This is a genomic window from Sphingomonas phoenicis (genome assembly GCF_047238005.1).
In the GTDB taxonomy this organism is placed as follows: Bacteria; Pseudomonadota; Alphaproteobacteria; order Sphingomonadales; family Sphingomonadaceae; genus Sphingomonas.
The window spans coordinates 1,640,585-1,662,811 of the sequence record NZ_JBDFMC010000002.1 but is presented as its reverse complement, the minus strand read 5'-3'; the positions used below and the strand labels follow the sequence as shown (position 1 = coordinate 1,662,811).

Below are 22,227 nucleotides of genomic sequence, written 5' to 3'. Positions count from 1 at the left end.
GTCACCGCCGCGCCGTCTCCGGCATCTTCCACGCGACCAGCACCAGCCCGGCCAGCGCCACCACCGCCAGCGTCAGGAAGGCGGTGGTGTAGCCCATGCCGACGATCACCGCGCCCGCCAGCGTGGTGCTGAGCGCGCCGCCCAGCCCCTGCACCGTCGCCACCGCGCCCTGCGCGACGTTGAAGCGGCCGGTGCCGCGCATGATGGCGGCGACCACGACCGGGAACAGCGCGCCGAAGATGCCCGCGCCGATGCCGTCGAGCAGCTGGACGAACAGCAGCCAGCCCGGCGCGTCCGACAGCGGATAGAGCAGCCCGCGCAACGCGAGCACCGCCAGCCCGGCGAGCAGGATCGGCCGATGCCCCCACCGGTCGGCATGGCGCCCGACCAGGACGGCGACGGGAACCATCACCAGCTGCGCGCCGACGATGCAGGCGGCGGTCAGCGAGGTCGCCTGGCCGCCGCCGACCTCGCGCGCCAGCAGCTGTCCGACGGTCGGCAGCATCGCCGCATTGGCGAGGTGGAACAGGAAGCAGACGAGCGCGAACAGGCCGAGTGCCGGGGTTCCCATCAACACCTGGCGCAGCGATTCGGGCCGGTCGTCCTCCGCCTCCGCGTCGGGATCGGCACAGCCGCGCGCCACCGCATGGTCGATCGCCGACGGATCGACCCGCAGGATGGCGACGACGCTGGCCGCGGCCAGCGCGGCCATCAGCCAGAACACCACGACCGGGCCGAACCGCCATGCCAGCAGCCCGGCCAGCGCTGCGGCCACCGCGTTGCCGCCGTGATTGAACGCCTCGTTGCGGCCGACCCGGGCGGTGAACGCCTTCGGCCCGACGATGCCGAGCGAGATCGCGGCGATCCCCGGCGCGAACACCGCCGCCGCGACCGCCGCCAGCGACTGGCCGGCGACCACGGCGGCGAAGCCGTGCGACAGCGGCAACGCCAGGCTGGCGATCGTCACCGCCAGCGCGGCGGCGACCAGCACCGCGCGCTTGGCATGGGTGCGATCGACCAGCGCACCGGCGGGCGCATTGGCGACGAGCCCGGCGATCCCGGCGATGGTCATGACGAGCCCGGCGCTCGCCTCGTTCCAGCCATGCGTCGGGCCGCGGACGCTGACCAGATAGATGGCCAGATACGGACCCAGCCCGTCGCGCACATCGGCGAGGAAGAAGTTCATCGCATCCAGCGCCCGTGCGCCGCGGATAGGGGGAGGAGGCGGCATGACGGTCCTTGCAGCAGGAGCGGGGAGGATAAGGTCCGCTGCGGAACGATCGTTGCTCCGCCACGCTCCATGACATCCACGTCATCCGGCAATAAAATGTCGCCCACCCTTTCGATGACGCCTCGTTTCGGTTAACGCGCGCGTCATGGCCACCCGTCCGCAGACATTGTACGAGAAGATCTGGGCGTCGCACGTCGTCGAGCGGCGCGACGACGGTACCTGCCTGATCTATATCGACCGCCATCTCGTCCACGAGGTCACCAGCCCGCAGGCGTTCGAGGGGCTGCGCGTCGCCGGGCGCCGGGTGCGCCGGCCCGAACTGACGCTGGCGGTGCCGGACCACAACCTGCCGACGACGCCGCGCGTCGATGCCGCCGGCCGCCTGCTGCCGATCGCCGACAGGGAGAGCGCGGCGCAGCTGGACGCGCTTCGCCGCAACACCGCCGAATTCGGCATCGATTACATCGACGCGACTGCCGCCGAGCAGGGGATCGTCCATGTCGTCGGGCCCGAGCTGGGCTTCACCCTGCCGGGCACGACGCTGGTCTGCGGCGACAGCCATACCTCCGCGCACGGTGCACTGGGCGCGCTGGCGTTCGGGATCGGCACCAGCGAGGTCGAGCATGTGCTGGCCACCCAGACGCTGCTGCTGACCCCGTCGAAGACGATGGAGATCCGCGTCGACGGCACGCTCGGCTACGGCGTGTCGGCCAAGGACGTGATCCTGGCGATCATCGGCCGGATCGGCGCGGCGGGCGGTACCGGATATGTGGTGGAATATACCGGCGAGGTGATCCGCGCCCTGTCGGTCGAGGGGCGGCTGACGATCGCGAACATGTCGATCGAGGGCGGCGCGCGCGCCGGGCTGGTCGCACCCGACGAGACGACCTTCGCCTATCTGAAGGGCCGGCCGATGGCGCCGTCGGGCGCCGAGTGGGACCGCGCGGTCGACTGGTGGCGGACGCTGCCGACCGATGCGGGCGCGGCGTACGACCGCAGCGTGGTGCTGCACGCGACCGACATCGCGCCGTCGCTGACCTGGGGCACCAGCCCCGAGGATGTCGTGCCGATCACCGGCGCGGTCCCCGATCCCGACAGCTTCGCCGATCCCGCCAAGCGTGTCGCCGCGCGCAAGTCGCTGGATTACATGGGGCTGGAGCCGGGGACGGCGATGCAGGACGTGCCCGTCCAGCACGTCTTCATCGGCAGCTGCACCAACAGCCGGATCGAGGATCTGCGCGCCGCCGCCGCCGTGGCGGATGGCCGCCGCGTCGCCGACGGCGTGCGCGCGATGGTGGTGCCCGGGTCCGGACTGGTGAAGCGCCAGGCCGAGGCCGAGGGGCTGGACCGCATCTTCACCGGTGCCGGCTTCGAGTGGCGCGAGCCCGGCTGCTCGATGTGCCTGGCGATGAACCCGGACAAGGTGCCGCCGGGCGAACGCTGCGCCTCCACCTCGAACCGCAACTTCGTCGGGCGGCAGGGGCCGGGGGCGCGCACGCACCTCGTCTCGCCGGCGATGGCGGCGGCGGCGGCGGTGACGGGCAGGCTGGCGGACGTGCGCGATCTGATGGGAGCGGAACGATGAAGAAGGTATTGGTGATGCTGGTGGCCGGCGCGCTGCTGAGCGGCTTTGCGGCCTATACCGCCGGCGTGGCGCGCAGCGCCGCGGCGACCGAGAAGCGCTGAGCCGCTAAACTCCCTCCCCTTCAGGGGAGCGTCGGGGTGGGGCAGTGCGGCAAGGGCGCCGCCCGCGGCTCTGCCCTCCCCCAGCTCCTCCCGCAGGCGGGAGGGGAGAAGGATATTCGCATGAATCCCGTCACCACCGTCAGCGGCACCGCCTATCCCTGGGGTGCCAAGAACATCGACACCGACGTCATCATCCCGGCGCACTGGCTGAAGACCATCCAGCGTTCCGGCCTGGGGCGCGGTGCGTTCGAGACGGTGCGGGCGCAGCCCGGCAACATCTTCGACGATCCCCGCTACACCGGGGCGCCGATCCTTATCGCGGGCGACAATTTCGGCTGCGGGTCGAGCCGCGAGCATGCCGCCTGGGCGCTGGCCGACATGGGCATCCGCGCGGTGATCGCGCCAAGCTTCTCCGACATCTTTTCCGGCAACGCGTTCAAGAACGGGATCGTCCCCGTGGTGCTGCCGCAGGACGCGGTCGACCGGCTGCTGGCGGCGGCGGTCGACCAGCCGGTGACGGTCGATCTGGAGACGATGACCGTCACCACCCCCTATCAGGACCGGTTCGCCTTCGAGCTGGACGCCTTCCGCCGCCAGTGCCTGATGGAGGGGCTGGACGAGATCGGTTTGACATTGGCCCGGGATACCGCGATTTCGAAATTCGAGGGCGGCATGCAGGCCGACCGCCCCTGGATAGAGGAGAGACGCGGCTATGCGGGCATTGCTGTCGAGGGCGCCGGGCGGACCTGAAACTCTGGAACTGGCCGAAGCGCCCGATCCGGCGCCTGCCGCGGGGCAGGTCGTGGTCGCGGTGCGGGCGTGCGCGATCAACTATCCCGACGTCCTGATCATCGAGGACAAATACCAGTTCAAGCCGCCGCGCCCCTTCGCCCCCGGCGGCGAGATCGCCGGCACGATCGCCGCGCTGGGCGAGGGGGTGACCGGCTGGCAGGTCGGCGACCGGGTGATCGGCATGATCGGCCATGGCGGGCTGGCGGAACGGGTCGTGGTGCCGGTCGCCAGCCTGTACCGCCTGCCCGAGGGGCGCAGCTTCGCCGAGGGTGCGTCGCTGATCCTGACCTATGCCACCACGATCCACGCGCTGCTCGATCGCGGGCGGTTGCAGGCGGGGCAGCGGCTGCTGGTGCTGGGCGCGGCGGGCGGCGTCGGGCTCGCCGCGATCGAACTGGGCAAGGCGTACGGCGCGCATGTCGTCGCCGCCGTCTCGTCGGACGAGAAGGCCGCCGCCGCGGTGCAGGCGGGCGCCGACGAGACCATCGTCTACCCCCGCGCCCCGTTCGACAGGGACCAGTCGAAGGCGCTGGCCGACCGGTTCAAGGCGGCGGGCGGAAAGGCCGGGTTCGACGTGATCTACGACCCGGTGGGCGGCGACTATGCCGAGCCGGCGCTGCGCTCGATCGGGTGGGAGGGGCGGTATCTGGTGGTCGGCTTCCCCGCCGGCATCCCGAAGCTGCCGCTGAACCTGACGCTGCTGAAGAGCTGCGACGTATGCGGCGTGTTCTGGGGCGCGTTCGCCGCGCGCGATCCCCGCGCCAACGCCGCGCATGTCGAGACGCTGTTCCGCCTGTGGGAAGAGGGGCGGATCGGCCCGCGCGTCACGCAGACCTTCCCGCTGGAGCGCGGCGGCGAGGCGATCGCGACGATGGCGGCGCGCGGCGCGATCGGCAAGCTGGTGGTGGAGGTGGGGTAGGGGGCTCCCATCCTCTGCCGTCATCCCGGCGAACGCCGGGACCCATGGTTGCGGGCCATCGGATGAAACACCTCCCCGGCGAAGGCCGGGGGCCAGATGGGATGGCCGTCGTGACGACGCGCGCCGCGCCTCTCTGCCGTTCCCCGACTGGGCCCCGGCCTTCGCCGGGGAGGCGGTCGTGAAGGATGCGCCCGGATGGATCGCATCCTCATCCCGCGACGCTGCCTGCGCGCCACCGTTGCACCCCCGGCCGCCCGCCCCTATCTCGGGCGGGAACCAGCGGGGAGCGCCATCCATGACCACCTTCGACGATCGCGAGCGGGCCTTCGAGGCGAAGTTCGCACGTGACGACGAGATGGCGTTCCGCATCACCGCGCGGCGCAACCGCCTGCTCGGCCAGTGGGCGGCCACGCAGATGCGGCTGACGCCGGAGGAGACCGACGCCTATGCAAAGGCGGTGGTCCAGGCCGATTTCGAGGAGGCGGGCGACGACGACGTGATCCGCAAGGTGGTCGGCGACCTGACCGCGGCGGGGATCGAGACCGACGAGGCGACGGTGCGCGTCGCCCTGAACGACGTCGCGATCGAGGCGCGGCGCCAGCTGATGGCGGCCCGCTGATGCCGATGGCCGCCGACGACATCGCCGCGATGATCCGCGCCGCCATCCCCGATGCGCAGGTGGAGATCACCGACCTGGCCGGCGACGGCGACCATTATGCCGCCCGCGTCGTCGCGCCCAGCTTTGCCGGGCTGTCGCGGGTGAAGCAGCATCAGACCGTCTATGCGGCGCTCGGCGGGCGGATGGGTGGCGTGCTCCACGCCCTCCAGCTGACCACCGCCGCCGCCTGAACATTCGCGTGAAGGGTTAAACGACATGACCGACCAGATCGACACCGACGCCACCGGCCGCATCGACGCGCTGGTGAAGGGCAACAAGGCGGTATTGTTCATGAAGGGCAGCCCGCTGTTCCCGCAATGCGGCTTTTCCAGCCGGGCCGTCGCCATCCTGAACCATCTGGGCGCCGAGTTCGAGAGCGTCGACGTGCTGCAGGATCAGGGCATCCGCCAGGGGATCAAGGCCTATTCCGACTGGCCGACCATCCCGCAGCTGTACGTCGACGGCGAATTCGTCGGCGGATCGGACATCATGATGGAAATGTACGAGAGCGGCGAGCTGGCCGAGCTGTTCGGCGCGGAGCGGCCCGCGGCTTAATAGCGCGGGCCGGCCGGGGCGTAAGGGGCGAGCCGATCTCGGCGGCGTCACTCCTTCGTCTCGCGTTAACCCCGCCCGGTGATCGCTACGGTCGGCTCTTATAGCCCCTCCCCTTCAGGGGAGGGGTTGGGGTGGGGCCTCTTCACCAGCGCGGCGCCTGTGGAAGCGCCCCACCCCCAGCCCCTCCCCTGAAGGGGAGGGGAGTTAAAGGCGCGACGGCGCCGTTGCATCAGCGACCACGTTGCCGGACGCCGGTGGACTTTCGATTGAGTTTGCCGGGTGCGGGTGGACCGTCGCGAGACCAGATCGAGCGTACGGTCCACCCTGCTGAAAGCGCTGAGGCTTCGGCTGCCCGGTGTGTAGCAGGTGGCATGCCAGACGGGGGGGACGGCCCTTTCCCGCCGCGTCTGCTGGTTAACGACCATCCGACCTAGGTCGAAGCTGTAAACCTCGCCGACACTCGCCACCCAGTTATTGACTACGCACGTAATCGATGTGATTACACCCGTAGTCAGCAAGGGAGCCGAGTCGTGGCCGAACGCATCAGCGATGCCGAACATGTCGTCATGGAGGTGCTGTGGGAGGACTCCCCGCTCACCGCGCAGGACGTGGCCGAGCGCGTCGATCCCGATCGCGGCTGGAGCGCCAACACCGTCAAGACGCTGCTCGGCCGGCTGATGGCCAAGTCGGCGATCGCGCACGAGGAGGATGGCCGCCGCTATCTGTACCGTCCGCTCGTCCGGCGCGAGGATTACGTATCGGGCGAGAGCCGCCGGCTGATCGACCGGTTGTTCGGTGGCCGGCTGACCCCGCTGGTCGCGCATCTGGCCGAGCGCGACGAACTCACGTCCCGCGATATCGCCGAGATCGAGGCGCTGCTGAAGGAGCTGAAGGCATGATCGCGTGGGCGACCGAGGCGCTGATCGCCTCGACCGTGCTGATGCTGGTGGTGCTGCTGGTCCGCGCACCGGTGCGGCGGATGTTCGGGCCGCAACTCGCCTATGCATTGTGGGCGCTGCCGGTGCTCCGGCTGTTGACGCCGCCGCTGCCGGCGGAGTGGCGCGAGCAGGCGGCGATGCCGATCAGTCGCGCCGGGGAGGTGGTGACCGTGCTGCTGGCGCCCGCCGCCGACACCGCGCCGCTCGTCGCCGCCCCCGCGATCGCCGCCACGGCGCCCGCCGCCGCCGCGATGCCGGGCCTGACCGCTTCGCTGCCGGTCGCGGCCGCGCTGCCATGGGGCCTGATCATCGCGCTGGCCTGGGGTGCGGGGGCGCTGGCGTTCTTCGTCTATCATTTCGTCCGTCACCAGCGGTTCTGCCGGGGGCTGCTGACCCAGGCGCGGGTGATCGACGAGATCGACGGGGTCCGCGTCGTCGAGACGCCGGCCGCCGCCGGGCCGCTCGCCTTCGGACTGGAACTGGCCGGGCTGGGCCGCCGCTTCGTCGCCTTTCCGGACGATTTCGCCGACCGCTACGACGCCGACGAGCGCGAACTGGCGCTGGCGCACGAGCTGGGCCACCACGCCCGCGGCGACCTGTTCGCCAACTGGGTCGCGCTCGCCGTGCTGGCGCTGCACTGGTTCAACCCGCTGGCGTGGCGTGCCTTCCGCGCGTTCCGCAGCGATCAGGAACTCGCCAACGATGCCCGCGTGCTCGCCGGCCGCAGCCGTGCCGACCGCCACATCTATGCCTGCGCCATCGTCAAGGCGGCGCACGGCGGCGCGGTGGCCGCGACCTGCCACCTCCACACCATCACCGACCTGAAGGGGAGATTGAGGATGCTGTCCATCTCGCGCCTGTCGCGCACCCGTCTGGCCGCCGGCGCCGCCGCGGTCGTCGGGCTGGTCGCCGCCGGCCTGCTCGCCACCGCCTCCGGCACGCAGGCCGCCGCCGCGATCACCGAGCGGGTCGAGCGCGCCACCGGCGTGCAGATCGCCGCCCCGCCGGCGCCGCCCGCGCCCGCCGCTCCCACGTCCCGGTCCACCCACCGCGTCGTGATCGTCAAGGACGGCCGGACCACCACCTACGAGGGCGCGGCCGCTGCCCGCTACATCGCCGCGCACCCGGTCGCACTGCCGCCGGTGCCGCCCGTCCCGCCGATGCCCGCCGCCGCGCGCATCGCGCCGGTGCCGCCGGTGCCGCCGGTACCCCCGGTGCCCGACATCGTCGTGAACGGCGAGGGTGGGCAGCTGCTGGTATCGAGCGGCGACTGCCAGCCCGGCACCGGTGCCACCGTCGTCAGCCAGGACCGTGACGGCCGGCGCACGATGACGATCTGCCGCAATCGCATCCACGCGATGGCCGACGCCGCGGTGCAGGCCCGCGTCCGCGCCGAGGCCGGGATGGATCTCGCCGAGCGGCAGGCGATGATTGCCGAGCGCCAGGCCGCCGCCGCCGAGCGCCGCGCCGACGTGGAGAAGCGCATCGGCCTGGCCCAGGCGTCCGCCAGCATCCGGTTCGCGCGCCGGTCGATCGAGGCGAACCGCAACCTGAGCAGCGACCAGCGCCGCGACGCTCTCGCCAGCCTGGACGAGGCGCTGACCGAGATCCGCGACGGTGCCCGGGACTGAGCGTCCGCCCCGGCACGCGCGACGTTGCGCGTGCCGGGGCGACGCGGGCGGGCAGCCCCACGGGTGACGGCACCGTCCCGGCGCGCCACCGCCACCCTTGCCAGCGGCGGCGCGACCCGCCATCTCGTCGCCATGGCCGAAATCCCCACCGGCGTTCCGATGGTGCTGGAGCCGCTCGTCGTCCGCATCCTCGCCCCGAACGCGTCCGCCTATACCTATACCGGTACCCAGTCGTACGTGGTCGGCGGCAGCGACGTGGCGGTGATCGATCCGGGCCCGGACGATCCGGCGCATCTCGCCGCCATGCGATCGGCCATCGGCGACCGGCCGGTCCGTGCCATCCTCATTACCCACCACCACCGCGATCACAGCCCGGCCAGCCGCCCGCTCGCCGCGTGGACCGGGGCACCGGTCGTCGGTGCCGCACCCTTCGCGCCGGACGATGACGGTACCCGCGCCGATGCCGCCTTCGACCATGACTATCGCCCCGACCGCGTGCTGGCGGAGGGCGAGGAGGTCGCGGGCGACGGCTGGTCGCTGGTCGCGGTCGCGACGCCGGGCCACACCTCGAACCACCTGTGCTTCGAACTGGCGGGCACCGGCGCGCTGTTCTCCGGCGACCATGTCATGGGCTGGGCGACCAGCATCGTCTCCCCGCCCGACGGCGACATGGGCGCCTATATGGCCAGCCTGGAAAAGCTGCTCGGCCGCGACGACCGCGTCTATTATCCGGGGCACGGCGAGGCGGTCGACAATCCGCAGCGCCTGGTGCGCGGCATGCTGGGCCACCGCAAGCAGCGCGAGGGGCAGATCCTGCGCCTGCTGCGGCAGGAGGCGCAAGGCGTGCCGGCGATGGTCGGGCGCATGTATGCCGGCCTCGACCCGCGGCTGCTGGGCGCGGCGGCGCGGTCGGTGCTGGCCCATCTCTACGATCTGCGGGGCCGCGGCCTCGTCGTCGACGATCCCAACGGCAAGGACGATACATGGCGGATAGCGGCGTGACCCCGCAGGTGCCCGCACCACGCGGCGGGTTCGGCACCTTCCTCGCCAAGGCGGGGGGCGTCATCGTCCTCTTGCTGCTGGCGGTGCTGATCGGGCTGTGGGGGGTGCAGCGCTATGTGGAGAAGCGGCTGGCCCCCGATCCGACGACGATCGCCTCGGCCAGCCTGGCGGGCCTGCGCGAGCAGAACCGCCTGTCGGCGTTCGCCGCGCGCTATGTCGCGGTCGTCACCTCGCGCCAGTCGCAGCTGGGCTTCTCGACGCAGAAGACGCTGATCATGCCCGGCTCGGTCCGCTACGAGGTGGATCTGGCGAAGCTGGGGCCGCGCGACGTGCGCTGGGATGCCGCGACCCGCACCCTGTCGGTGCGGCTGCCGCCGGTCGAGGTGGAGGGGCCGCAGGTCGATCTGGCGGCGATCCGCGAATATGGATCGGGCGGCGTACTGGCGACCTTCACCGATGCCGAGAAGCAGCTGGACGAGGCGAATCGTCAGGCCGGGCAGGCCGAGCTGCTGCGCCAGGCGCGCCAGCCGGCGATGATCCGCCTGGCCCGCGACGCCACCCGCCGCGCGGTGGAGAGCAACTTCTCGCTGCCGCTGCGCGCCGCCGGAGTCGACGCCCGCGTCCAGGTCGCCTTCGCCGACGAACCGTCCGCCGTGACCGAACGATGGGACGTATCGCGCTCGCTGGAGGAAGTACTCGGCAACGCCCGTTGATCCCGCCTGCGATTCGGCATAGCTTCGGCATCGCCGTGTCTGGGGGGATATCGCGATGGCAACTGCCGCTCCACTGAAGACGCCGCGCCTGCGGGTGCGGGATCACCGTTTCTTCTTCTGGCTGGCGGTCGCGATGACCGCGACGATCTTCATCGGCTTTCCGATGCAGTTCCTGATGGGGCGATCGACCTTCGCGGTGCCGGCGATCGTGCATGTCCATGCCGCCGTCTTCTTCGGCTGGACCCTGTTCTACCTGTTGCAGAACTGGCTGGTCGCCAGCGGATCGGTGGCGCTGCACCGCCGGCTGGGCTGGCTGGGCGCGGGCTGGGCGACGGTGATCGTGGTGCTGGGCATCACCATGACCGTGCTGATGGTGCGCCGCGGCGGCGTGCCGTTCTTCTTCACCCCCTCCTACTTTCTCGTCATGAACACCCTGTCGGTGCTGTGCTTCGGCGCGCTGGTCGCGGCGGCGATCCGGCTGCGCCGGCAGACGGCGTGGCACAACCGGCTGATGGCGTGCGCGATGGCGGCGCTGACCGGGCCGGCATGGGGCCGGTTGCTGCCGCTGCCGCTGGTGATCCCTTACGCAGGCTGGACGGTGTTCGCGGCGGTGATGCTGTTCCCGCTGGCCGGCATCGTCGCCGACCTGCGCACCCGCGGCCGCGTCCATCCCGGCTGGTGGTGCGGCATTGCGGCGCTGGCGGGCACGCAGCTGCTGATGGACGTCGCCGCACAGAGCGGGCCGGGGGTGTCGCTGTACCGCACGGTCGTCGCGGGCGGGGCGGGCGAGCGGGTCGCGCCGCTCGCCTATCCGCCCTTCCCCGGACCGCCGCCGGCCGCGGTCCCTTGATCGATCGCCGCCGCCGGGCCATCTGCGCGTGATGGACCAGCCCACGAACCTCGCCGGCGTCGACCTGCGCGCCGAGATCGACCGCCTCCGCAAGGAGCGGAACGCCGTGATCCTCGCGCACTACTACCAGAAGCCGGAGTTGCAGGACCTGGCCGATTTCGTCGGCGACAGCCTGGATCTCAGCCGCAAGGCGCAGGCGACCGAGGCGGACGTGATCGCGTTCTGCGGCGTGCGCTTCATGGCCGAAACCGCCAAGATCCTCAGCCCGCAGAAGATCGTCGTCCTGCCCGACATGGATGCCGGCTGCTCGCTGGAGGACAGCTGCCCGCCCGAGCAGTTCGCCGCCTTCCGCGCCGCGCATCCCGATCACATCGCGCTGACCTACATCAACTGTTCCGCCGAGGTGAAGGCGCTCAGCGACGTCATCGTCACCTCCTCCTCCGCCGAGACGATCCTGGCCAAGATCCCGCCGACGCAGAAGATCATCTTCGGGCCGGACCGCAATCTGGGCGGCTATCTGGCGCGCAAGACCGGGCGCGACATGCTGTTGTGGCCGGGCGTGTGCATCGTGCACGAGGCGTTCTCGGAAACCGAGCTGCTGAAGCTGCGCGCGCAGTATCCGAACGCGCCGATCGCCGCGCATCCCGAATGCCCGGCGGTGATCCTGGACCATGCCGACTATGTCGGGTCGACGCGCGGGATCCTGGAATATGCCGGCAGCATGCCCGGCGACACGCTGATCGTCGCGACCGAGCCGCACATCATCCACCAGATGGAAAAGGCGATGCCGCACAAGCACTTCATCGGTGCGCCGGGGGCGGATGGGAACTGCAACTGCAACATCTGCCCGTACATGGCGCTGAACACGATGGAAAAGCTGTACGTCGCGCTGCGCGATCTGGAACCGCGGATCGAGATGGAAGAGGGGCTGCGCCTGCGCGCGAAGAAGAGCCTCGATGCGATGCTGTCGATGGCCGGCGGCACGGTGGGGCAGGGCGATCTGGGCCCGGCGCGGGTGACCGGGGACTGAGGTTGGGAAAGCGGAACCCGCACCATGATACCACCCCGGCGAAGGCCGGGGTCCAGTCGGGGAACGGGTCGCTTCTGAAACCGGAGCCTGCCCAACTGGGCCCCGGCCTTCGCCGGGGTGGGTAGTCAAGCGCATCTCGTAACCACGAAAGCACCCCAATGCCCTGGCTCCTCCTGCTCGTCGCCGGCCTGTTCGAGGTCGTCTGGGCCTATGCGATGAAGCAGTCCGCCGGCTTCACCCGCCTGTGGCCCTCCGTCCTGACCATCGCGGCGATGCTGGTCAGTTTCGGGCTGTTGTCGGCATCGATGCGCAGCCTGCCGCTCGGCACCGCCTACACCATCTGGACCGGGATCGGCGCGATCGGGGCGTTCATCGTCGGCATCGCCGTGCTGGGCGAGACGGTGACGCCGCTGCGCATCCTCGCCGCGCTGCTGATCGTCGGCGGCCTCGTCCTGATGAAGCTGTCGAGCCCCGCCTGATCCGGCCGTCCGTGTCCCCGCGACGGCGGGGACCCGGTCCTGTGGAACGCGGCAGGGCGTGCCACCCCCTGTCTAACCGCCCCCGCTTCTGGCAAGGGGGCGCCACTCCTCCCATCCGAGACCATCCCGCCTTGACCTCTCCCCGCCGTACCTTCGCGATCATCTCCCACCCCGATGCGGGCAAGACGACGCTGACCGAAAAGCTGCTCTATGTCGGCGGCGCGATCCACCTCGCCGGCGAAGTGAAGGCGCGTGGCCAGAACCGCCGCGCCAAGTCCGACTGGATGAAGATCGAGCAGCAGCGCGGCATCTCCGTCACCTCCTCGGTGATGACGTTCGAGAAGGACGGCGTGACCTTCAACCTGCTCGACACGCCGGGGCACGAGGATTTCAGCGAGGACACCTATCGCACCCTGACCGCGGTCAATTCGGCGGTGATGGTGATCGACGCGGCACGCGGGATCGAGGCGCAGACGAGGAAGCTGTTCGAGGTCTGCCGCCTGCGCTCCGTCCCGATCATCACCTTCGTCAACAAGGTCGATCGCGAAGGGCGCGCCCCGTTCGAGCTGCTCGACGAGATCGCCGACATCCTGGCGCTCGACGTCGCGCCGATGAACTGGCCGGTCGGCATGGGCGGCGAGTTCGAGGGGATCATGGACCTGAAGAGCGGCCGGATCAGCCGGCCGGAGGGTGACAGCCGCACCTTCCAGGGCAGCACCGACACCGCCGCCCTGTCCGATCGCTTCGCCGAGGAGGTGGAGCTGGCGCAGGGCGGCTATGCCGCGTTCGACGATGTCGCGTACCGCAACGGCGACCTGACGCCGGTCTATTTCGGCTCCGCGCTCAAGGATTTCGGCCCGGCCGAGCTGATCGCCGCCCTTGCCGACTACGCGCCCAGCCCGCGCCCGCAGCCCGCCGATCCCGCGCCGGTCGATCCGGACGAGAAGGAGGTGACCGGCTTCGTCTTCAAGGTGCAGGCGAACATGGACCCGCAGCACCGCGACCGGATCGCATTCATGCGGCTGTGCTCGGGCACCTTCAAGCGCGGCATGAAGCTGACGCCGACCGGGCATGGCAAGCCGATCGCGGTCCACTCGCCGATCCTGTTCTTCGCGCAGGACCGCGAGATCGCCGACGAGGCGTTTCCCGGCGACATCATCGGCATCCCCAACCACGGCACGCTGCGCGTCGGTGACACCCTGTCCGAACGCGCCGCGATCCGCTTCACCGGCCTGCCCAATTTCGCGCCGGAGATCCTGCGCCGCGTCCAGCTGAAGGACCCGACCAAGACCAAGCAGCTGCGCAAGGCGCTGGACGACATGGCCGAGGAGGGCGTGACGCAGGTCTTCTATCCGGAGATCGGATCGAACTGGATCATCGGCGTCGTCGGCCAGCTCCAGCTCGACGTGCTGCTGTCGCGGCTGGATGCCGAGTACAAGGTCGCCGCCGGGCTGGAACCCGCACCCTTCGACACCGCGCGCTGGATCAGCGCCGCCGATCCCGCCGACCTGAAGGCGTTCATGGACCTGAACCGCGCCGCCATGGCCAAGGACCGCGACGACAACCCCGTCTTCCTCGCCAAGAGCAGCTGGGAAGTCGGCTACGTTGCCGACCGCTACCCCAAGGTAAAGTTCGCCGCCACGCGCGAGCGGTAGGACGGCTGACGAAGGGCCGTCTGCTCCCTTCCCCTTCAGGGGAGGGGCGGGGGTGGGGCGCTTCCGCCTATGCAGCGCTCGTGGAGAGGCCCCACCCCAACCCCTCCCCTGAAGGGGAGGGGCTGAAAACGCAGCCCTCGACATCGCCACCCCGGCGAAGGCCGGGGCCCAGTCGGGGAACGGCAGAGAGGCGCGTCGCGCGTCGTCATCACCGCCGTTCCGCCCAGAGTCGTTGTCGATCAGCTTTATACACTCGTCATCCCGGACTTGATCCGGGATCCCGCTGGACGCGGGACAAGCGGGACCCCGGATCAAGTCCGGGGTGACGATGCTGTTGACCAGACCTGATCGCAATCCAGTCTAAACCCCGGCCTTCGCCAGACCTCATAATCTTCCGTCATCCCGGCGCACGCCGGACCCATCTCTCCACGAGCGTCAAAGCCGTCGATGTCTCTCCGCCACCCGGACCGGCCCGCACCATCACGATCCCGCGACGGCCCGCAACTGTCCTACACCGGCCGGTCGTGCGTATACCGCGCATCATGCACCGCCCGCTCGCCTCGTCGCCTTACGACAGCATGACTGTCGCAACATTCGCCCGCAACGTCGCGCCGGCATCCCCGCGCCGCGCCGCCGCATCTCCCTGACGCGAAACGATTTCGTCTTCGCGCCACCTCGGCCGGAATGCGTCGCATCCCGCAACTTCCTCAACATTCGCCGCCGCAACGCCCGCTCGCCACGCCGCGTCGTGGCCGCTACGACGACCTCGTCCTGTCCGAAAGAAAGCGCCCCGATGTACCGATTGTCCGCCCTGCTGCCGCTCGTCGGCCTGCCGCTATTGGCCGCCGCCGCCGCGCCGGCCGATCCGGTCTCGCCCGCCGCCCTGTCGGCCGATGTGAAGATACTCGCGTCGGACGATTTCGGCGGTCGTGCGCCGGGCACCCCGGGTGAGGCGAAGACGATCGACTGGCTGGTCGCGCAGTTCAAGGCCGCCGGGCTCCAGCCGGGCGGCCCGAACGGCAGCTGGACGCAGGCCGTGCCGCTGGTCCGTACCCAGCTGGGCGCGGGTACGGTCGGCGCGAACGGCACCGCCTGGACAGTGGGCAAGGACGTGTATCTGTCCACCGTCCGCCCGGTCGATCGGGCGCGTATCGCCGATGCGCCGCTGGTGTTCGTCGGCTACGGCGTTACCGCGCCGGAACGCGGCTGGGACGATTTCAAGGGTGTCGACCTGAAGGGCAAGGTCGCGGTTTTCCTGGTCAACGATCCCGATTTCGAGGCGGCGGCGGGTGACGATGCGACCGGCAAGTTCGGTGGCCGGCGCATGACCTATTACGGTCGCTGGACCTACAAGTTCGAAGAGGCGGCGCGGCGGGGCGCGATCGCGGCGCTGATCGTCCACGACACGCCGGGCGCCGGTTACGGCTGGGCGACGGTCACCGCGCCGGCGGGCGAGAATTACGACGTGGCGAAACCGCCCGTCCCCCGCGTTCTGTTGCAGGGCTGGATCGAGGGGCAGGCGGCGACCCGGCTGTTCGCCGATGCGGGGCTGGATCTGGCGCAGCAGCGCGCCGCCGCCCGCCGGTCCGATTTTCGGCCGGTCGCGTTGAAGGGCAGGGGTTTTTCCGCCGACCTGCCGGTCACGGTCGTCCGCGCCGAGAGCCGCAACGTCCTCGCCAGATTGCCCGGCCGCTCGCGGCCGGACGAGGTGGTGATGTACGGCGCGCATTGGGATGCCTATGGCGAGGGGGCACCCGATGCGCAGGGCCGCCGCATCCGCCCGGGCGCCAACGACGACGCGCTGGGCACCGCCGGCGTCCTCGCCATCGCGCGCGCCGCCGCGCGGGCGCCGCGCCCCGCCCGCACGCAGGTGTTCGCGCTGTGGACCGGGGAGGAGCGCGGGCTGCTCGGCTCGGAAACCTATGCCGCCGATCCGGTCTATCCGGCGGCGAAGACGGTCGCCAACCTGACGCTCGACATCCTCCAGACCGCGGGCGCCGCGCGCGACGTGATGCTGGTCGGCGACGGGCAGAATTCGCTGGAAGATCTGCTGGTTGGCGCAGCCAGGGCCCAGGGTCGTACGGTGACGCCGGAGGCGCTGCCGGAACGCGGGCTGTTCTATCGCGCCGATCATTTCTCGGTGGCGCGGCGGGGGGTGCCGACGTTGCTGCTGATGGCGATCAGCGGGGCGCCGGATCTGGTGCAGGGTGGCCGCGCGGCGGGGCAGGCGTGGCTGGACGGGTACATGAAATGCTATCACCAGACCTGCGACGCGTGGTCGGCCGGGTGGGACCTGACCGGCGCGGCGGCCGATGTCGACCTGCTGCGCCGCATCGGCTTCGGGCTGGCGAACGGCAGCGACTGGCCGCAGTGGCGGCCTGCGTCGGAGTTCCGGGCGATCCGCGAGAAGTCCGCTGCCGAGCGGAACTAGCGTTCGGGATCAGCCCTTTGCCGCCAGCGCCGCATCGCCGACGAACGGATTGGTGCGGCGTTCGTGGGCGAAGGTGCTGGCCGGGCCGTGACCGGGCACGAAGGTGACGTCGCCCAGCGGCCACAGCTTCTCGCGCACCGATCGGACGAGGTCGTCGAAGCTGCCGAGCGGGAAGTCGGTGCGGCCGATCGAACCCTGGAACAGCACGTCGCCGACCTGCGCGAACTGCGAGGGCGGGTGATGGAAGATGACGTGGCCGGGGGTATGGCCGGGCGTCAAGTATACGTTGACCGTCAACTGGCCGATGGTCACCGTGTCGCCGTCGTCCAGCCACCGGTCGGGCTCGAACACGACGCCGCGGATGCCGTAGTTGCGGCCGTCCTCGTCCAGCCGGGACAGCCAGAACCGGTCGGCCTCGTGCGGGCCCTCGATCGGGACGCCCAGTTCGTCGGCCAGCGGTTTGGCTTCGCCGGCATGGTCGATATGGCCGTGGGTCAGCAGGATCTTATCGACCGTCACCCCCTCCCGCGCGATCGCCGCGTGGATGCGGGGCAGGTCACCGCCGGGATCGACCACCGCGGCCTTCATCGTCGCGGTGCACCAGATCAGCGTGCAGTTCTGCTGGAGCGGGGTGACGGGGATGATGGCGGCGCGAAGCGGGGGCTGGCTCATGATCCCGTCCCTACCACAGGATGCCCTTTTCCGGCTGCAGCGGTTCGGGCGGTTCGTCGCCGATCGACTGGAGCAGGTCGATCTCGATCGTCCGGCACATCGCCGACAGCGGCACGTCGTGTACCGTGTTGGCGAAGGGATCGACCAGATCGTCGCCGATCTGGAGCACCGCGAGGAACATCAGCCCGGCGATCGTCGAGCCGAGCGGCGTCGCGAAGCCCAGCGTCTCGACCAGCCCGATCGGCAGCAGGACGCAGAACAGATGCGTGAAGAAGGTGGGAAAGAAACGATACTGGTTGGGCAGCGGCGTATTCTTGATCCGCTCCATCCCGCCCTGCGCGTTGGCGATGTCGACCAGCACCGCCTCCATCTGGGTCTGCTGGATGGTGTCGATCCAGCCCTTGCGCCGGGCATCGTCGATGCGCCGGCCGGTGCCGTCGAGCAGGCCGTTGGCGGTGTTGACCCGCGCCAGTGCCGGTTCCGCCTCTCCGCGAGACAGGAAGCGCAGCACTTCGCCGTCGCGCTCCTGCCGGCGCAACTGACAGCGCAGCGCGTTGACATAGGCGACCTGGCGCAGGACGATCGACCGCTTCAGGTCATGAGCCTCGGGATCGGGCAGGAAGTTGCGCGCGGCACGCGCCAGGTTGCGCGACGCATTGATCATCGCGCCCCACAGCACGCGACCCTCCCACCAGCGCTGATAGGCGGAATTGTCGCGAAATCCCAGGAACAGCGCGAGGGCGGAGCCGAACAGCGTCAGCGGCAGCGACGGCGCCTTGAACGGCAGGACGAAGTAGCTGATCGTGACGATCACATCCCAGACGGCCAGGATCAGCAACGGCTTCCACACTTCGCGCACGATCTGGCTCATGCGGGGTGCGGCATCGACGATCATTCGTATCCCTCTTCACGTTTAGGCGCCCGGCGAACGCATGGGCGGCGCGATGGATGCGGCCGGTACGGGCCCGTAGCGATAGTCCGGGGGATACATCCAGATCAATCGTTCCCGCATGGTCAGCCGACCGTCCGATAGGCCCGCCGCATGCGCCGGAGGCGCTCCTTGAACCGATAGGCCGGCGTCGCCCATCCCGCCTCCACCCACAGAGCGTCGCGGAATGCACGCTCCGTGATCTGCGATCGCCCGTCCGCCGTCGCGATCCGTTCCGCCATCGCGGCCGTCTCGATCGCGCGCGCTTCCAGCGTCATGTGGCGTCGCACCCGGGCCTCGAACTTCACCGCCTGGATCGAGAAGCGGGTGCCGACGCGAAGATCGGGCACGGCCAGGAACTTGCGCCACATGTATTGATCCGAGAAGACGTCGGGCGGCGCCGGGCTCCATCCGATCGGCAATCGCTCGTACGCCGTTCGCCGATAGCCCGCGCAGGACGGTCCGAAGAAGTTCCCCGTCCTCGTCCACATCGCCCTGCGCATCGCCGCCGACGCAAGATTGCCGTGCAGCATCACCGGGCGCCCATCGAGCGTGATCTCGCATTGCGGCAGGTTGCCGAAGTCATGGTCGGCCAGCAGCAGGCCAAGCTCTGCCAGGTGGCGGGGAAACCAGAGGTCGTCGTCAGCGATCTGCGCGATGAAGCGTCCGCTCGTCTCACCCAGTACGGCATGTCGATGCGCCTCGCCGTTACGCTCGCCCTTGGCGAAGGGACGTACCCGGATCCGGGCATCGTCCGCCGCCAGCGCAGTTGCCACGGCCAGCGTTTCCGGGGGAGCACCATCCAGGATGATGTGCAATTCCCAATCGGTTACCGTCTGGCTCTGCACCGACCGCACCGCGAAGGGCAGCAGCGCAGGCGGCCTTACGATCGGCAACATGATGGTGAACGTTGGCATCGGCGTTCCTCGGTGCGGACGGTAGGAAAGATCCCGGTCGAGGTCCCCACCCTGGATGAGGCCGCGACAGTTACGGGAACGGCCGTTCCTGCGGATTGCCGCCATAGCGCGCTTGCCTGACCAATGACGTGGCCAAATATATAATTCTGTCCCGAAATAACGGGTAATCCTGGCTGGTTCATCGGCATTTCGCAGACTACCCATCATTCGGGAAATTCGCTCACGACCGGATGGCAATCAATCGATCGCCGATTGGCGGCGGTACATCATCTGTTTGGCGGCCATCGACGGGAAAGCACGCATGTACTTCGAGCGCCTGGCCATTCCGGACGTCATCCTCATCACGCCGACGCGGCATCCGGATCGTCGTGGATATTTCTCCGAATCGTTCAGGCTGGACAAGTTTCGCGAAGCGGTCGGCGAGCCGATTGCGTTCGTTCAGGAAAACCACCTCTACTCACCGGATCCGAATACCATCCGCGGGTTCCATTATCAGGCGGCGCCCCGTGCGCAGGGGAAGCTGTTGAAGGTGATGCGGGGATCGATCCTCGACTTCGCGCTCGACATCCGCCGCGGCTCGCCGACCTATGGTCAGGTGGCGCAGGCGGTGCTGTCGGTGGAGAACGGCCACCAGCTGTGGATGCCGCCCGGCTTCGCCCATGCCTATATGACGCTGGAGCCGGAAACCCATGTCCTGAACAAGCTGACCGATATCTACCATCCCGAGACGGAGGGGATCATCGCCTGGGACGATCCCGATGTCGCGGCGCCATGGCCGCATCTGGGAGCCGGGCCGATCACCTCGGACAACGACACGCGTGGTACCGCGCTTCGCGACTTCGTCTCTCCGTTCGTCATGGCCAGCTAGTCCCGGCCAGCGTCGGCATCAACCGCCGACCAGCGCGCGGTCCCTGAGCCCGCGCCAGATGCGCAAGCCCTGCACGGTGTCCGGCACGTCGTGGACGCGGAGCAACTGGACGCCGGCGTCGGCTCCCTTCAGCGCGAGGGCGAGGCTGCCGCCCAGGCGCTGGTCGACGGGCGCTTCGCCCGACAGGGCGCCGATCATCCGCTTGCGGCTGGCGCCGAGCATGATCGGGCAGCCGAGGCCGTGGAACGCGGCGAGGCCGTTGATGAGCGCGAGGTTGTCGGCGAGCGACTTGCCGAAGCCGATGCCCGGATCGACGAGGATGCGCGCACGGGGCACGCCCGCCGCCTCGACCGCGGCGACGCGCTCTTCCAGCCAGGCGAAGACGGTGCCGACGACATCGCCGTACGCGACGCGGCCATGGCCGCCCTTCGCGGGATCGGGCGAGTGCATCAGGACGACGGGACAGCCGGCCCGGGCGACGACGGCGAGCGCGCGATCGTCCCACAGGAGCGCCGACACGTCGTTGACGATGCGCGCCCCCGCCGCCAGCGCGGCCTCCATGACGGCAGCCTTGCGCGTGTCGATCGAGACCAGCGCGCCGCCGGCGGCGAGCCGCTCGACGACGGGGACGGTGCGGGCGATCTCGTCTCCCTCCCACACCGCGCTCGCGCCGGGGCGGGTCGATTCGCCGCCCAGATCGACCAGCGCGGCGCCGGCGGCGAGCATGTCGGTGCCGGCGGCAGCGGCGGCGGCGGGATCGTCGACATGGCGCCCGCCGTCGGAAAAGCTGTCGGGGGTGATGTTGAGGATGCCGGCGACCTGCGGCTGGTCGAAGCGCAGCGTGCGGTCGCCCAGCACCAGCGGCGGGCGCGGGGCGGTGATGCGGGCGTGGAGCGCGGCGGCACGCTCGCCGTGCCCTGCGATCCCGGCGACGGGCACGGTGTGGCGGTCGGTGCCGGCCGTCACCTCATAGGCGGAAAACCACAGCATGCCGCCGGCCAGCCGCGCGACGTCGCCGTCGGGCAGGCCGACCGGCGTATCGACGAAGCGGACCGGGCGGAGGTAATCGACCAATGTCGGGCGATCAGGGCTGCGTCGCCAGCAGCCAGGTCTGGCGCAGGGCGTCGATCGGGCGCAGGCCGGCGTCCTCCGCCTCGTAGTGCCAGAAGGTCCAGCCGTTGCAGGCGGGCGCACCCTGCAACGAGGCGCCCAGCTTGTGGATCGAGCCGATCGCGCCGCAGTCGCTGACGAGGCTGCCATCGGCGCGAACGGTGACGCGGAAGCGGCGCTTCGCATCGGTCAGGATCGCGCCGGGGGTCAGATAGTCGTTCTCGACCAGCGTGCCGAAGGCGACCTTCGGCTGCTGGCGCGGGCTCTGCATCGTCGCGACGGCGGATTCGTCGAGCGGCAGTGCCGCCTCGATCCGCTGGGTCGCGGCAGCGACATAGCCGGCCTCGCGCTCGATCCCGATCCAGTGGCGGCCGAGGCGACGGGCGACCGCGCCGGTGGTGCCGGTGCCGAAGAACGGGTCGAGCACGACGTCGCCCGGCTTCGTGCAGGCCAGGAGGATACGGTAGAGCAGGGCTTCGGGCTTCTGGGTCGGGTGGACCTTGTGCCCGTCCTTCTTCAGCCGCTCCTGCCCGCCGCAGATCGGGAATTCCCAGTCGGAGCGCATCTGCAGCTCGTCGTTCAGGGTCTTCATCGCGCGGTAGTTGAAGGTGTATTTCGCCTTCTCGCCCTTCGACGCCCAGATCAGCGTCTCGTGCGCGTTGGTGAAGCGGGTGCCGCGGAAGTTCGGCATCGGGTTCGATTTCCGCCACACGATGTCGTTCAGGATCCAGAAGCCCAGATCCTGCACCGCGGTGCCGACGCGGAAGATGTTGTGATAGCTGCCGATCACCCAGATCGTGCCGGCGGGTTTCAGGATACGGTGCGCCTCTGCCAGCCAGGCGCGGGTGAAGGCGTCGTAATGCTTCAGGCTGTCGAACTTGTCCCAGTCGTCGGTGACGGCGTCGACATGCGTGCCGTCGGGCCGGAACAGCTCGCCGCCCAGCTGGAGATTATAGGGGGGGTCGGCGAAGATCATGTCGACCGATGCGGGCGGCAGCGCCTTCATCGCGGCGATGCAGTCGCCCATGACGATCCGGTCGACCAACAGCGCGGCGGGCGCGTCCGTCGAGCCCGGCATCGACTCCGCTGCCGTGGCGCGTGGCCGCGCGATCGTGTGAACTGCCCCCATTCCCGTCCCCTTCTGTCGCTAAAGTGCCGAGCG

At 69.9% G+C, this 22,227-nt stretch carries 22 protein-coding genes; 16 read left to right on the top strand and 6 right to left on the bottom strand.

All coding sequences use genetic code 11. The features are described from left to right. Position 1 precedes the first annotated feature (1 nt). Entirely contained in the window at positions 2 to 1,231 is a 1,230-nt protein-coding gene (locus ABC319_RS09205) for an MFS transporter (RefSeq protein WP_413069932.1), read from the bottom strand. 145 nt (positions 1,232 to 1,376) lie between these two features. Here ABC319_RS09205 and leuC point away from each other — a divergent pair, with 145 nt between their 5' ends. The 15 genes from leuC to ABC319_RS09130 all read left to right on the top strand — a co-directional run bounded on the left by leuC (position 1,377) and on the right by ABC319_RS09130 (position 16,570). Next, positions 1,377 to 2,816, top strand: coding sequence for a 3-isopropylmalate dehydratase large subunit (gene leuC, locus ABC319_RS09200; RefSeq protein ID WP_413069931.1), 1,440 nt, complete (start codon positions 1,377 to 1,379; stop codon positions 2,814 to 2,816). 221 nt (positions 2,817 to 3,037) lie between these two features. After that, entirely contained in the window at positions 3,038 to 3,667 is a 630-nt protein-coding gene (gene leuD / locus ABC319_RS09195; RefSeq protein WP_413069930.1) for a 3-isopropylmalate dehydratase small subunit, read from the top strand. Further along, complete coding sequence (locus ABC319_RS09190; protein WP_413069929.1) at positions 3,630 to 4,628, top strand: NADPH:quinone oxidoreductase family protein; 999 nt, start codon at positions 3,630 to 3,632, stop codon at positions 4,626 to 4,628. The genes leuD and ABC319_RS09190 overlap by 38 nt, the downstream gene beginning before the upstream one ends. A 295-nt stretch (positions 4,629 to 4,923) precedes the next feature. Next, positions 4,924 to 5,247: a DUF1476 domain-containing protein gene (locus ABC319_RS09185; RefSeq protein ID WP_413069928.1), complete on the top strand. Its 324-nt coding sequence runs from the start codon at positions 4,924 to 4,926 to the stop codon at positions 5,245 to 5,247. Beyond that, a complete protein-coding gene (locus tag ABC319_RS09180) occupies positions 5,247 to 5,477 on the top strand; it encodes a BolA family protein (RefSeq protein ID WP_413069927.1) in 231 nt (76 codons plus the stop codon). Before ABC319_RS09185 ends, ABC319_RS09180 begins: the two co-directional genes overlap by 1 nt. A gap of 25 nt (positions 5,478 to 5,502) precedes the next feature. Beyond that, entirely contained in the window at positions 5,503 to 5,841 is a 339-nt protein-coding gene (gene grxD / locus ABC319_RS09175) for a Grx4 family monothiol glutaredoxin (protein ID WP_413069926.1), read from the top strand. A 530-nt stretch (positions 5,842 to 6,371) separates the two neighbouring features. Then, a complete protein-coding gene (locus ABC319_RS09170; protein WP_413069925.1) occupies positions 6,372 to 6,740 on the top strand; it encodes a BlaI/MecI/CopY family transcriptional regulator in 369 nt (122 codons plus the stop codon). Further along, the gene (locus tag ABC319_RS09165) at positions 6,737 to 8,410 is read left to right on the top strand and encodes a M56 family metallopeptidase (protein ID WP_413069924.1); all 1,674 of its coding nucleotides are present in this window, start codon (positions 6,737 to 6,739) and stop codon (positions 8,408 to 8,410) included. Before ABC319_RS09170 ends, ABC319_RS09165 begins: the two co-directional genes overlap by 4 nt. A gap of 132 nt (positions 8,411 to 8,542) precedes the next feature. Continuing rightward, on the top strand, positions 8,543 to 9,412 hold the full coding sequence (locus ABC319_RS09160) for an MBL fold metallo-hydrolase (protein ID WP_413071665.1): 870 nt from the start codon (positions 8,543 to 8,545) through the stop codon (positions 9,410 to 9,412). Next, a complete protein-coding gene (locus ABC319_RS09155; protein ID WP_413069923.1) occupies positions 9,394 to 10,125 on the top strand; it encodes a DUF4230 domain-containing protein in 732 nt (243 codons plus the stop codon). Before ABC319_RS09160 ends, ABC319_RS09155 begins: the two co-directional genes overlap by 19 nt. A gap of 55 nt (positions 10,126 to 10,180) precedes the next feature. Beyond that, on the top strand, positions 10,181 to 10,975 hold the full coding sequence (locus ABC319_RS09150; protein WP_413069922.1) for a hypothetical protein: 795 nt from the start codon (positions 10,181 to 10,183) through the stop codon (positions 10,973 to 10,975). Positions 10,976 to 11,006: 31 nt separating this feature from the next. Then, positions 11,007 to 12,005 carry a quinolinate synthase NadA gene (gene nadA / locus ABC319_RS09145; RefSeq protein ID WP_413069921.1) on the top strand — a complete coding sequence of 333 codons (999 nt, stop codon included), beginning with the start codon at positions 11,007 to 11,009 and terminating at the stop codon, positions 12,003 to 12,005. A gap of 158 nt (positions 12,006 to 12,163) precedes the next feature. Continuing rightward, positions 12,164 to 12,484, top strand: a complete 321-nt coding sequence (locus ABC319_RS09140; RefSeq protein WP_413069920.1) for a DMT family transporter — start codon at positions 12,164 to 12,166, stop codon at positions 12,482 to 12,484. Positions 12,485 to 12,615: 131 nt separating this feature from the next. Beyond that, entirely contained in the window at positions 12,616 to 14,139 is a 1,524-nt protein-coding gene (locus ABC319_RS09135) for a peptide chain release factor 3 (protein WP_413069919.1), read from the top strand. 793 nt (positions 14,140 to 14,932) lie between these two features. After that, positions 14,933 to 16,570 (top strand): M28 family peptidase, encoded by a 1,638-nt coding sequence (locus ABC319_RS09130; RefSeq protein ID WP_413069918.1) that lies wholly within the window; start codon positions 14,933 to 14,935, stop codon positions 16,568 to 16,570. Positions 16,571 to 16,579: 9 nt separating this feature from the next. Here the strand turns inward: ABC319_RS09130 and ABC319_RS09125 are convergent, their stop codons facing one another. From ABC319_RS09125 to ABC319_RS09115, 3 genes are all read right to left on the bottom strand, one after another. Then, a complete protein-coding gene (locus ABC319_RS09125; RefSeq protein ID WP_413069917.1) occupies positions 16,580 to 17,242 on the bottom strand; it encodes an MBL fold metallo-hydrolase in 663 nt (220 codons plus the stop codon). Positions 17,243 to 17,252: 10 nt separating this feature from the next. After that, complete coding sequence (locus ABC319_RS09120) at positions 17,253 to 18,137, bottom strand: bestrophin family protein (RefSeq protein WP_413069916.1); 885 nt, start codon at positions 18,135 to 18,137, stop codon at positions 17,253 to 17,255. Positions 18,138 to 18,256: 119 nt separating this feature from the next. Beyond that, entirely contained in the window at positions 18,257 to 19,087 is an 831-nt protein-coding gene (locus tag ABC319_RS09115) for a glycosyltransferase (RefSeq protein ID WP_413069915.1), read from the bottom strand. Positions 19,088 to 19,388: 301 nt separating this feature from the next. On the opposite strand from ABC319_RS09115, the gene rfbC reads away from it, so the two are divergent. Further along, positions 19,389 to 19,955, top strand: coding sequence for a dTDP-4-dehydrorhamnose 3,5-epimerase (gene rfbC / locus ABC319_RS09110; protein WP_413069914.1), 567 nt, complete (start codon positions 19,389 to 19,391; stop codon positions 19,953 to 19,955). A gap of 18 nt (positions 19,956 to 19,973) precedes the next feature. Here the strand turns inward: rfbC and folP are convergent, their stop codons facing one another. Beyond that, complete coding sequence (gene folP, locus ABC319_RS09105) at positions 19,974 to 21,029, bottom strand: dihydropteroate synthase (RefSeq protein WP_413069913.1); 1,056 nt, start codon at positions 21,027 to 21,029, stop codon at positions 19,974 to 19,976. Between the two features lie 10 nt (positions 21,030 to 21,039). Beyond that, positions 21,040 to 22,194: a site-specific DNA-methyltransferase gene (locus tag ABC319_RS09100; protein WP_413069912.1), complete on the bottom strand. Its 1,155-nt coding sequence runs from the start codon at positions 22,192 to 22,194 to the stop codon at positions 21,040 to 21,042. Positions 22,195 to 22,227 lie beyond the last annotated feature (33 nt).